This is a genomic window from Cellulophaga baltica, from assembly GCF_018861125.1.
Lineage (GTDB): Bacteria > Bacteroidota > Bacteroidia > Flavobacteriales > Flavobacteriaceae > Cellulophaga > Cellulophaga baltica_A.
On record NZ_JAHKQN010000005.1, the window covers coordinates 138,467 to 151,036 of the forward strand.

The following is a 12,570-nucleotide window of genomic DNA, read 5'->3' on the forward strand; positions in this document are numbered from 1 at the left end:
AATTATTAATAATAAGAAAACTATTATGGCTCATAATATAAAACCAGGAGTTGCAACTGGAGATCAAGTACAAGAGATTTTTAATTACGCAAAAGAAAAAGGATTTGCCCTACCTGCAGTAAATGTTATCGGGTCAGATACTATGAATGGTGTTCTTGAAACAGCTGCAAGCTTAAACGCTCCTGTTATAATCCAATTCTCAAATGGTGGAGCTCAGTTTAACGCTGGTAAAGGTTTATCAAACGACGGTCAAAAAGCTGCAATCGCTGGTGCAGTTGCTGGTGCAAAACATATTCATGAATTAGCAGAAGCATATGGCGCAACAGTAATTTTACATACAGACCACTGTGCTAAAAAACTTTTACCTTGGATTGATGGTCTTTTAGATGCTAGTGAAAAACATTATAAAGAAACAGGTAAGTCTTTATTTAGCTCTCATATGATAGATTTATCAGAAGAGCCAATTGAAGAAAATATTGCAATCTGTAAAGAATATCTTGCTAGAATGGCAAAAATGGATATGACTTTAGAGATTGAATTAGGTATTACTGGTGGTGAAGAAGATGGTGTTGACAACTCTGATGTTGATGATTCTAAATTATACACACAACCAGAAGAAGTTGCTTATGCATACGAAGAATTATCAAAAGTAAGTCCTAGATTTACAATTGCCGCTGCATTTGGTAACGTACACGGTGTTTACAAGCCAGGAAACGTTAAATTAACTCCGAAAATTTTAAAGAACTCTCAAGAGTACATCTCTGAAAAATACGGTGTTGAGCACAACCATATCGATTTTGTATTCCACGGTGGATCGGGTTCTACAGTAGAAGAAATTAGAGAAGGTATTAGCTATGGTGTAATTAAAATGAATATTGATACTGATTTACAGTATGCATTCTTAACAGGTATTCGTGATTACGTTCAAGATAAAAAAGATTTTTTACAAGCTCAAATTGGCAACCCAAATGGTGCTGATGAGCCTAACAAGAAATTTTATGATCCAAGAGTTTGGTTGCGTGAAGGTGAAAAAACATTTGTTGAGCGTTTAAAAAAGGCGTTTGAAGACCTTAACAATGTCAATACATTATAATAAAATTCTGTTTAACTAAATATTCAATGTATGTCATCTTGGTTTAAGAGAAAAGAAAAAGGAATACAAACAGCAACAGAAGAGAAAAAAGACACGCCGAAAGGTTTATGGTACAAATCTCCTACAGGTAAAATTGTTGAGTCTGACGAGTTAGCAAAAAACTTTTACGTAAGTCCTGAAGATGATTACCACGTAAGAATAGGAAGTAAAGAATATTTTGAAATTCTTTTTGATGATAATAAATTCAAAGAGATTGATGAAAACCTTACTTCTAAAGATCCTTTAAAGTTCGAAGATACCAAAAAATACAGCGATCGTTTAAAAGCAGCACAAGCTAAAACTGGTTTAAAAGATGCCGTGAGAACAGGTATTGGCAAATCATTAGGAAAAAATGTTGTTGTCTGCTGTATGGATTTCGCTTTTATTGGCGGATCAATGGGTAGCGTTGTTGGAGAAAAAATAGCAAGAGGTATTGATTATGCAATCAAAAAGAAATTGCCTTTTATTATGATTTCTAAATCTGGTGGTGCTCGTATGATGGAAGCAGCACTTTCATTAATGCAATTAGCAAAAACATCTGCAAAATTAGCACAATTAGCAGATGCTGGTTTACCTTATATATCATTATGTACTGACCCAACAACGGGTGGTACAACAGCATCATACGCAATGTTAGGTGATATTAACATTTCTGAACCAGGAGCATTAATCGGTTTTGCAGGACCAAGAATCGTAAAAGATTTTACAGGAAAAGATCTTCCTGAAGGTTTTCAAACTTCAGAATTTTTATTAGAGCACGGATTTTTAGACTTTATTTCTCACCGTAGAGATTTAAAGAAAAAAATTAATCTCTACATAGATTTAATTCAGAATACTCCAGTTAGAGTTGCATAAACAATAACTAGAGATTAAAATTTTAAAAGGCTATTTCACTACAAACAGTGATAAATAGCCTTTTTTAATTCAAAATCATCTCAGGTTTACAAAAAAGTTATATATTTGCACGCTGATTGAAAATCAATCATATACATAAAAATCATTAAAAACAATATTGGAATGTATTTAACAAAAGAAGTTAAAGCTGAAATTTTTGCAAAGCATGCTGATGGTAATGCAAAAAATACTGGTTCTGCAGAAGGACAAATCGCTTTATTTACACACCGTATCAACCACTTAACTGGTCACTTAAAAAACAACCGTAAAGATTTTAATACGGAACGTTCATTAGTAAAGCTGGTAGGTAAAAGAAGAAGCTTATTAGATTATTTAATTAAGAAAGATATTACAAGATATCGTGCTATAATTAAAGAATTAAATATTAGAAAGTAATATTTACAAAGGGAAGCTTAAGCTTCCCTTTTTTTATTTAAGTACTGAAAATTTCAGTACTTTTGACAAATAACCTAGCAATAGGTTTAGCGTAAAAAAGCTAGCATTTAGTTTTTCATTGGTCCTATTTAACTACAACAGCACAACAACTGTCCGTCTTGCATAAAGACAAAAAAAGATCAAAGTTCAACTAACTTGTTGTTTAGTACGCAAGTTGTAAATCAAATTTATGATTCCTAAAGTATTTAAAGAGGTCATTGACCTTGGTGACGGTAGAGAAATTTCTATTGAAACTGGAAAACTAGCAAAACAGGCACACGGTTCTGTTGTTGTTCAATCAGGAAACTGTATGTTATTATGTACATTAGTTTCTAATTACAAACAAAGCGATGTAGACTTTTTACCCTTAACGGTAGACTACCGTGAAAAATTTGCCGCTGCAGGGCGTTACCCTGGAGGTTTCTTCAAAAGAGAAGCAAGACCAAGTGATGGTGAAGTACTAACAATGCGTTTAGTAGACCGAGTTTTACGTCCATTATTTCCAAAAGATTATCATGCAGAAACACAAGTTATGATTCAGTTGATGTCTCATGATGAAAATGTAATGCCTGATGCTATGGCTGGTTTAGCTGCATCTGCTGCAATTCAATTATCTGATGTACCGTTTGAAACTCCTATCTCTGAAGCTAGAGTTGGTCGTATTAACGGTGAATTCATCATCAACCCAACACGTGCACAATTAGAAGAATCTGATATCGATATGATGATTGGTGCTTCTGCTGATTCTGTAATGATGGTTGAAGGTGAAATGTTAGAAATTTCTGAAGAAGAAATGGCTGAAGCTATTAAGTTTGCTCATGAGGCTATCAAAGTACAATGTGCTGCTCAAGTAAAATTAGCAGAAGCTTTTGGTAAAAAAGAAACACGTGAGTACGAACCAGAAAGAGAAGACGAAGATTTAGCTAAGAAAGTTTATGATATGGCATACGATAAAGTATATGCTGTAGCAAAAGCAGGTTCTGCTAAACATGAAAGAAGCGCTTCTTTTGGTGAAATTAAAGAAGAAATAAAAGCTACATTTTCTGAAGAAGAATTAGCTGATTACGGTGGATTAGTTTCTAAATATTATGCAAAAGCTGAAAAAGCAGCTATTCGTAATTTAACTTTAGATGAAGGCTTACGTTTAGATGGTCGTAAGACTGATGAAATTAGACCAATTTGGTGTGAGGTAGATTACTTACCATCAACACATGGTTCTTCTATATTTACTCGTGGAGAAACTCAAGCGTTGGCTACAGTTACTTTAGGTACATCTAGAGAAGCTAACCAAATAGACATGGCTTCTTACGAAGGTGAAGAGCGTTTCTATTTACACTACAACTTCCCTCCTTTTTCAACTGGTGAAGCAAGACCTTTAAGAGGTACTTCTCGCCGTGAAGTTGGTCACGGAAATTTAGCACAACGTGCTTTAAAAAATATGGTTCCTGCTGATTGTCCTTATACAGTTCGTGTAGTATCAGAAGTATTAGAATCTAACGGTTCTTCTTCAATGGCTACAGTTTGTGCTGGTACAATGGCATTAATGGATGCTGGTGTTAAACTTAAAAAACCAGTTTCTGGTATTGCAATGGGTTTAATTACAGATACTGATTCTGGTAAATATGCTGTATTATCTGATATTTTAGGTGATGAAGATCACTTAGGAGATATGGATTTTAAAGTTACTGGTACTGCTGATGGTATTACTGCATGTCAAATGGATATTAAAGTAAAAGGACTTTCTTATGAAATTCTTGTAAATGCTTTAAAACAAGCTCGTGAAGGTCGTTTACATATTTTAGGTAAATTAACTGATACGATTGAAGCTCCAGCTGAAGATGTGAAGTCTCACTCTCCAAAAATGATTACTAGAAGAATTCCTAATGAATTTATCGGTGCATTAATTGGTCCAGGTGGTAAAGTAATTCAAGAACTTCAAAAAGAAACAGGAACAACTATCGTTATTAACGAAGATCCTGTAACTGAAGAAGGTGTTGTTGAAATTTTAGGTGTAGGTTCTGAAGGTATTGATGCTGTAACAGCAAAAATAGATTCTTTATTATTTAAGCCAGAAGTTGGTAGCGCTTACGAAGTTAAAGTAATCAAAATGTTAGATTTTGGTGCAGTAGTTGAGTATGTTGAAGCTCCTGGAAATGAAGTTTTATTGCACGTATCTGAATTAGCTTGGGAACGTACTGAAAATGTTTCTGATGTTGTAAACATGGGAGATGTTTTTGATGTAAAATACTTTGGTGTAGATCCTAAAACTCGTAAAGAGAAAGTTTCACGCAAAGCATTATTACCAAAACCTGAAGGTTATGTAGCAAGACCACCTAGAGATAACAATAGAGGTCGTGATAACAGAGGTAGAGATAATCGTGGTCGTGATAACAGACGTGATGATCGCAAACCAAGAGAAGATAAGAAAGAAGATTAATTTTTAATTTCTTTTAATCATACTAAAAACCCGTTAGTTATACTACTAACGGGTTTTTTTACACTTTTATCTAAAAAAATTAAAATAAATACTAGCAATTGTAACATTTTATCTTTTTGAACGTATAATCTAATGCAGCAATGCACAACATGATAATTTAGAAAGGATATTTAGATGAGACAGCTAAAGATTACAAAACAGGTAACTAATAGAGAGACCGCTTCGTTAGACAAATATTTACAAGAAATTGGTAAAGTAGATTTAATTACTGCCGATGAAGAAGTAGAATTGGCTCAACGAATAAAGAAAGGTGATCAAGTAGCTTTGGAAAAACTTACCAAAGCTAACTTAAGATTCGTAGTTTCTGTTGCAAAGCAATATCAAAATCAAGGATTAACATTACCAGATTTAATTAATGAAGGTAACCTTGGTTTAATAAAAGCTGCACAACGTTTTGATGAAACTCGTGGATTTAAATTTATATCTTATGCTGTATGGTGGATTCGTCAATCTATATTACAAGCATTGGCAGAACAATCTCGTATTGTACGTTTACCATTAAACAAAATTGGATCTATTAACAAGATTAATAAAACTTTTGCTTTCTTGGAGCAAGCGCATGAGCGTCAGCCTTCACCAGAAGAAATTGCAAAAGAGTTAGATATGACTGTTGATGATGTAAAACAATCATTAAAAAATTCAGGCCGTCACGTGTCAATGGATGCTCCATTAATTGATGGTGAAGATTCTAACCTTTACGATGTTTTACGTAGTGGTGAATCTCCAAATCCTGATAGAGATTTATTACATGATTCATTAAGAACAGAAATAGAAAGAGCTTTAGAAACATTAACACCAAGAGAAGCTGACGTTATTCGTTTATACTTTGGTCTAGCTGGTCAACACTCTATGACTTTAGAAGAAATTGGCGAAACATTTGATCTTACTAGAGAACGTGTTCGACAAATTAAAGAAAAAGCTATTCGTAGACTTAAACATACTTCTAGAAGTAAAATATTAAAAACATATCTTGGATAATATTTCCAAGCACAAATTACCCCTGTAATACTTTTCTGTATTGTAGAAGTGTTTTGAAAATTGTAATTTGTGATCCGTAACAACAGTTATCATGACTGTTCGTTTTTTGATTGATGAATAAACTCCGGCTGATTACCGGAGTTTTTAATTTTAAGATCTTCAGTTAATTGATATTTAAATCTCAAATGCAAGAAAACAAAAAACAAGAGCAACCCAACAACCCACTTCACGGTGTTAAATTAGCGGATATACTAGAATTTTTAGTAGCTGAATACGGTTGGAAAGAAATGTCTTTACAAGTAAATATCAATTGTTTTAAAAGCAACCCTACTATAAAATCAAGCTTGAATTTTTTACGAAAAACTCCTTGGGCGAGAGAAAAAGTGGAACACCTTTATTTAAATTCAATAAAAAAATAATGCCATTACATATTGTTTTATTTGAACCTGAAATTCCTAATAACACAGGAAATATTGGCCGTTTAAGCTTAGCCTCTGGCAGTCACCTACACTTAGTAAAACCCTTTGGCTTTGAATTAAGTGACAAACGTGTTAAACGAGCCGGACTTGATTATTGGCAACATATCACATTAACTATTTACGAAAATATTGATGAGTTTTACAACAAAAACAAAGGAAAAGATATGGTATATTTTTCAAGTCACGGAGAAAAAACTCACTATGAGATTGAATATAAAGATGACTTGTTTTTGATTTTTGGTAAAGAATCAAAAGGGTTATCTAAAGAGGTTACTGATGCAAACAAAGAACATCTTTACAAAATACCATTATATAGCGAGCATATTAGAAGTTTAAACTTAGCAAACGCAGTTAGTATTGCTGTGTATGAAGGTTTGAAACATTTAAAATAACAAACGCGTTATTTTATTGCATCATCATTAACGTATCTGAGCTACAATTACCCCTACAAAATCACTATTTTTGTGTAAACAATTAAGTGTACTTTACATGGGAAATATAAAAATTGCTCCTTCTCTTTTAGCTGCAGATTTCGGGAATTTACAACGTGATGTAGAAATGGTAAATAAAAGTGATGCTACTTGGCATCATGTTGATGTTATGGATGGTGTTTTTGTACCCAACATTTCATTTGGTATGCCAGTTGTGAAAGCTATTGCCAAACATGCGACTAAACCATTAGATATACATTTAATGATTGTGAACCCTGATCAATACATTCAAACATTTGCTGATTTAGGTGCCACAAACCTAACGGTTCATTACGAAGCTTGCACACATTTGCACAGAACCTTACAAGCTATTAAAGTTGCAGGTATGAAAGCTGGTGTTGCCCTGAACCCACATACAAATATTAATCTATTAGAAGATATAATCACTGACATTGACTTGGTGTGTATTATGAGTGTAAACCCAGGTTTTGGGGGGCAATCATTTATAGCTAATACCTATGATAAAATAAAAGCACTTAAAGCATTAATTACAAAAAAAAAGGCTAGCACTTTAATTGAAATTGATGGCGGTGTTACCAGCAAAAATGCAAAAGCATTGAAAGATGCTGGTGCAGATGTTTTGGTTGCAGGTAGTTTTGTTTTTAAAAGTGATAACCCAACTGCAACTATTAAAGAATTAAAAGAAATAGCAGGATAATGAAGGATTTTGATATTGTTATTATTGGCGGTGGACCAATAGGAATTGCATGCGGATTAGAAGCAAAAAAGAAAGGATTAAATTATGTTATTTTAGAAAAAGGACCAATTGTAAACTCACTTTTTAATTACCCAGTAAACATGCAATTTTTCTCTTCTTCTGAAAAACTAGAAATAGATGAAATTCCGTTTATAAGTAAAGAAGCCAAACCAAGAAGAAGTGATGCTTTAGAATATTACCGAAGAATTGTTACAAGTAATAAAATAAATATTAACTTATTTGAGAAGGTTGAAAATATAAGAAAAACAGCTGATACATTTACTGTAACTTCTAGCAAAGACGCATACACTGCAACTAATGTTATATTAGCTACTGGTTTTTATGACATCCCAAATAAAATGAATGTACCAGGTGAAGATTTAAATAAAGTAAGTCACTATTACAATGACCCCCATTATTATGCTCAGCAAAAAGTAGCCGTTATTGGCGCTAGTAATTCTGCTATTGATGCAGCCCTTGAATGTTATAGAAAAGGAGCTGAAGTACATTTAGTTATACGTGGTGACGAAGTTGGTCAACGTGTTAAATATTGGGTTAGACCAGATATTGTTAATAGAATTAAAGAAGGCTCCATTATAGCTCATTATAATTCTACTGTAAAAGAGATTACAGAAAATGAACTTGTTATTAATACTCCTGAAGGGGAAGTAACACTAGAAAATGATTACGTATTAGCATTAACAGGCTACACTCCTAATTTCAACTTTTTAGAAAAAATTGGTGTTACCCTTTCTGATGATGAAAAAAGACTACCCAGCTACGACGAGAAAACTATGGAAACCAACATAAACAACTTATACCTGGCTGGTGTAATTTGCGGTGGTATGGAAACCCATAAATGGTTTATAGAAAACTCTAGAATACATGCTAAAATGATTGTAAAATCTATTCTTAGCAAAAAGCAATAAAATTACAAACCCCTGAATTCAGGGGCTTTTTTTGGTTAATTAAGGCATAACTTTACATTATATATTATTTTAAACTTAACAAATAATGTGTAATACTAAGTCTAGAAGATGAATCAAATTCAAAAAAACCTACCACAACTTTTTTTAGTGTTCCTAGCAACACTACTAATTATTACTCCTAACTTATTTTTTGGACAAGATAGTATTGCCGTAGATAGCACAAAAAATGTCGGACAAATCATTAATTTCAGTTTTCAAACCAGGCATAAATCTAAAGAGCTAGAACCTTTTTATAAAAAATTAAAAAACTCAAAATTTGGTGTTCAACGTTTTTCTATTCTTGATCAATTAATTACACATCATAAACAAAAAAATAGTACAGACTCCGTACTCTATTACAGTAACTTATATATTAAAGAAATTAGAAACTGGGACCAAACGGATCATATTAAAACTCGTTACTTTTCAAAAGCACATTATTATCTAGGTAATGGAAATACGATGAATGGCCTTAATGATAATGCCATTAAATGGTATTTACAAGGACTTCAAGAAGCTGAAAAGTCAAATTATCCGGAATATAGTTATAAGAACAAAATAGGCCTCTCTAATGCTTATATTCTTCAGCAAAACCCAGATAAGGCTATAACTATTTTAAATGAAGCTTTAGCTCAATTCACTTCTGAATTCCCTAGTCTTGAAACAAAAAGCAATATCTTATTAGGTAAAGCATATCGTCTCAAAAAAGATTTTTTAAAAGCAAAATTATATTTTGACAGTGCTATGAAAACTGCAATAGCTTTAGACGATGTAGAAATGAAATTAAGTATTAGACTAGAACTTGCAATACTTGATGAAATTAATCAAGATTTTGAAAAAGCTTTTCAAGCATACGAATACACACGAAACGAAGCAAGAGCAAAAGGTTTTGATGCTATATACTTTAAAGGCTCACTTTTACTAGCAAAATATAATTACAATCGTGAGATGTATGATATCGCAATTATGGGGTTAACTATGGCTTATATTAATGCCGTAGATAGAGATAATTTAGAATATCAAAAAGAATTATTACTTATACAATCCAAGTGCTTTTCAAGAAAAGATGATTATAAAAACTCGTATGCAATAATGACGCAGTTGTATAATGTAGAAGATCAAATCAAAAAGAAACAGCAACGCGCCATTATTAAAGAACTTGAAGTTCAATATGAAACTCTTGAAAAAGAAAAAGCCATAACCAGTTTAAAAGAAGATCAACTTTTAAAAGAAGCTGAATTAAGCCGTCAAAAAACTATCAAAAATGCTTTTCTTATAGGTTTTCTAGTCATTTTAATACCCGTAATTGCATTATTAATAGTGTATTATCAAAAAATACAAACACAAAGTGAATTAGCTAAAAAACAAGAAGAAATAAATACCCAAAAAGTACAGTCGTTAATTCAGCAACAAGAATTAAACCTTATAAAAGCATCTATTGAAGGGCAAGATGAAGAACGAAAACGTATTGCTCAAGAATTGCATGATAGTATTGGTGGTAACTTAGCCGGTATTAAACTACAACTTTCAAGTGTTACAGGTGCTTCTGATACGTTAAAAAATATTAACGGCCAAATTAATGAAACCTACCAATTAGTTCGTGACATTTCGCACACTTTAATTCCTAAAAAATTTAGACAAAATGCATTTACAGATTTAGTTTCAGAATATGTAAACTCAATTTCTAAAACTAGTTCGCTTGTTATTAATTTTCATCCACACCCAAAAGAAAGTATTAATAGGATAAATGAAAAAATACAGGTTGAACTTTTTAAAATACTACAAGAATTAACTACTAACACTTTAAAACACGCAGAAGCCAAAAAAGTTGATATTCATTTAAATTTAATTGAAGATGAACTTTCGTTACTATTTGAAGACAACGGAAAAGGCTTTGACACATCTAAATTAGTTGAAGGTATTGGCTTGAGTAATATTAAAAGTAGAATTCATAATTTAAGTGGTAATTTGCACGTTGATTCTTCTAAAAACAGAGGAACTGTAATTGCTATAGATATTCCTGATATTAAAAAAATTACCGATGAAGTATAATCTAATTATTGCTGATGATCATAAAATGTTTATTGATGGTTTAATAAGCATACTTAATGAAGTTCCAGAGTTTTCAGTAACCTTAACCGCAAAAAATGGTGCTCAGGTTGAAAAATATTTAAGTATTAATGGCGCTGATGATATTCATTTATTAATTACAGATTTAACCATGCCAGAAATGGATGGTATTGAATTAAATAAAATTGTGAAAGATAACTATCCAAATTTAAAAACATTGGTTGTTAGCATGCATATTGATGGCGGTATGATTGACAAGCTAATTAGAAATAACGTTGATGGCTACGTACCTAAGAATGCTGAAAAAGAAGAATTATTGACAGCCATTAAAACCATAATTAAAGGTGAAAAATATTTCTCATCAGAAGTTAAGAAAGCATATACTGAAGCTATGTTTGAAAACAAAAAAGCAGAAGAAATTCACCTTACAGACAGAGAAAAAGAAGTATTAAAACTCATTGCTGAAGAGAACACTACGCAAGAAATTGCAGACACGCTATTTTTAAGCAAACATACTATTGAGAGTTACCGCAAAAATTTAATCTCTAAACTAAACGTAAAAAACTTAGCAGGATTAACTAAGCATGCTTTGAAGATGGGATTGCTTGATGAATAAAAAAAACACCTAATTGCTTAGGTGGTTTTTTTAAAAATTTTCAATAAACAATTCTTTTATTCTTCTTCTTCTGATATTAAAGAATCAGTAGTTTCTAATTGCTCATCAATAATAGCAACCTCTTCAGGTACTGAGGCTTTTATTTCATTAAACTTTTGAACGCGTTCTAAATCATCTTCTTCTCCTGAAAAATAAGGAAACACGTCTACAATAGGTGATTCGTTAATTGCTGGGATTGTATATTCTCCCATAGTATCTTTCATTACCGAAACTGTATTGTCGTAAGCTTCTTTAACATCATTAGCTTGTATTAATAAATACATATTGCTTTTGCGTTCTTTACCGCTTTCTTCATCAAAAGCAATAAGTGAAACTTTTGATTTAAACCAACGGTCTGAATTTTCAAAAGGGTGAATCTCACTATAATTAGCAACTTTAATATTTGTGATTTTAATTTCATCACTATCACTTAAGTAAGCCGCCATTTCTTCTGTTATTCTGCTTTCTGCCTCCGTATAAGACATTGCATCAACTAAATAAGGCTCTGTGGCTACTTTCTGCATGCCACTAGCTTCATCTAACTTTCTATATTTTACTTTACACTCGTACCATGTTGCGCTCATAATAATTTTGTTTTTGGGTTGTCAAATATAGCAACTCTACTGCGTAACACATTTACAAACTAAACAATAGATATTCACAATTTTAAAAGTTTTCACACAATAACCTTATAACTAATACTTTGAGTGAAATTTAATTTTCACAACTGCTTAAAAAACCTTCATTAAATACATATAAAACATATTCACCCCTGAAAACAGGGATATCATTTTCACTTTTTTGAGGGAACAATTTGAGACGTAGTTGAAGCACCTTTGTATGGAACAAATAACAATACAACTATGAAATTTAAAATCACATTAATCGTACTAGGCATTTTCTTTATTTCTTGTAGTAATGATAAAAAAAGTACTGAGTCACCAAAACAATTTGCTAAAATAAAGTCAGACTTATTACTTAGCAACTCAACTACCAAGCTATTTTCTAACACTACAAATAATGATACTTTAACGGTTCTTATTAATGGGAAATCGCTACTAAATAGCATTGCAACTTTTAAAGTGATTAACAGCAACGGCGAAGAGATATTCTGTGACACTATTTCTACCACACAATTATTAAGTCCGGATTACAGAACTGCTAATTCAGCTTTAAAAGATGTACAAATTAGAGAAACTGTAGCTAATTTATTTACTACTGAAGAGTATAGTAAATATTTTAAAAACAACCTTTAATAAATATTAAATAAAAAA

General features: G+C 32.0%; 13 protein-coding genes. 12 read left to right on the forward strand and 1 reads right to left on the reverse strand.

What is annotated here, in order from left to right; translation table 11 throughout:
* Positions 1 to 25 precede the first annotated feature (25 nt).
* The 11 genes from fbaA to KO500_RS01365 all read left to right on the forward strand — a co-directional run bounded on the left by fbaA (position 26) and on the right by KO500_RS01365 (position 11,257).
* Complete coding sequence (gene fbaA, locus KO500_RS01315; RefSeq protein ID WP_215954688.1) at positions 26 to 1,093, forward strand: class II fructose-bisphosphate aldolase; 1,068 nt, start codon at positions 26 to 28, stop codon at positions 1,091 to 1,093.
* Between the two features lie 30 nt (positions 1,094 to 1,123).
* The gene (accD, locus tag KO500_RS01320; protein ID WP_215954689.1) at positions 1,124 to 1,987 is read left to right on the forward strand and encodes an acetyl-CoA carboxylase, carboxyltransferase subunit beta; all 864 of its coding nucleotides are present in this window, start codon (positions 1,124 to 1,126) and stop codon (positions 1,985 to 1,987) included.
* 162 nt (positions 1,988 to 2,149) lie between these two features.
* Positions 2,150 to 2,422 (forward strand): 30S ribosomal protein S15, encoded by a 273-nt coding sequence (gene rpsO / locus KO500_RS01325; RefSeq protein WP_215954690.1) that lies wholly within the window; start codon positions 2,150 to 2,152, stop codon positions 2,420 to 2,422.
* Between the two features lie 229 nt (positions 2,423 to 2,651).
* A complete protein-coding gene (locus KO500_RS01330) occupies positions 2,652 to 4,898 on the forward strand; it encodes a polyribonucleotide nucleotidyltransferase (RefSeq protein WP_215954691.1) in 2,247 nt (748 codons plus the stop codon).
* A gap of 174 nt (positions 4,899 to 5,072) precedes the next feature.
* The gene (locus KO500_RS01335; protein WP_215954692.1) at positions 5,073 to 5,936 is read left to right on the forward strand and encodes a sigma-70 family RNA polymerase sigma factor; all 864 of its coding nucleotides are present in this window, start codon (positions 5,073 to 5,075) and stop codon (positions 5,934 to 5,936) included.
* A 185-nt stretch (positions 5,937 to 6,121) separates the two neighbouring features.
* Positions 6,122 to 6,355 carry a VF530 family DNA-binding protein gene (locus KO500_RS01340; protein WP_215954693.1) on the forward strand — a complete coding sequence of 78 codons (234 nt, stop codon included), beginning with the start codon at positions 6,122 to 6,124 and terminating at the stop codon, positions 6,353 to 6,355.
* On the forward strand, positions 6,355 to 6,807 hold the full coding sequence (locus KO500_RS01345) for a tRNA (cytidine(34)-2'-O)-methyltransferase (RefSeq protein ID WP_215954694.1): 453 nt from the start codon (positions 6,355 to 6,357) through the stop codon (positions 6,805 to 6,807). Before KO500_RS01340 ends, KO500_RS01345 begins: the two co-directional genes overlap by 1 nt.
* Positions 6,808 to 6,904: 97 nt before the next feature.
* Entirely contained in the window at positions 6,905 to 7,564 is a 660-nt protein-coding gene (gene rpe / locus KO500_RS01350; protein WP_215954695.1) for a ribulose-phosphate 3-epimerase, read from the forward strand.
* Positions 7,564 to 8,532 carry a YpdA family putative bacillithiol disulfide reductase gene (locus KO500_RS01355; protein ID WP_215954696.1) on the forward strand — a complete coding sequence of 323 codons (969 nt, stop codon included), beginning with the start codon at positions 7,564 to 7,566 and terminating at the stop codon, positions 8,530 to 8,532. The genes rpe and KO500_RS01355 overlap by 1 nt, the downstream gene beginning before the upstream one ends.
* A gap of 108 nt (positions 8,533 to 8,640) precedes the next feature.
* On the forward strand, positions 8,641 to 10,623 hold the full coding sequence (locus KO500_RS01360) for a tetratricopeptide repeat-containing sensor histidine kinase (RefSeq protein ID WP_215954697.1): 1,983 nt from the start codon (positions 8,641 to 8,643) through the stop codon (positions 10,621 to 10,623).
* Positions 10,613 to 11,257: a response regulator gene (locus tag KO500_RS01365; protein WP_215954698.1), complete on the forward strand. Its 645-nt coding sequence runs from the start codon at positions 10,613 to 10,615 to the stop codon at positions 11,255 to 11,257. Before KO500_RS01360 ends, KO500_RS01365 begins: the two co-directional genes overlap by 11 nt.
* A gap of 56 nt (positions 11,258 to 11,313) precedes the next feature.
* Here the strand turns inward: KO500_RS01365 and KO500_RS01370 are convergent, their stop codons facing one another.
* Positions 11,314 to 11,880, reverse strand: coding sequence for a DUF4494 domain-containing protein (locus tag KO500_RS01370; protein WP_215954699.1), 567 nt, complete (start codon positions 11,878 to 11,880; stop codon positions 11,314 to 11,316).
* Positions 11,881 to 12,159: 279 nt separating this feature from the next.
* Here KO500_RS01370 and KO500_RS01375 point away from each other — a divergent pair, with 279 nt between their 5' ends.
* Entirely contained in the window at positions 12,160 to 12,552 is a 393-nt protein-coding gene (locus tag KO500_RS01375) for a hypothetical protein (RefSeq protein WP_215954700.1), read from the forward strand.
* The last annotated feature ends 18 nt before the right edge of the window (positions 12,553 to 12,570 follow it).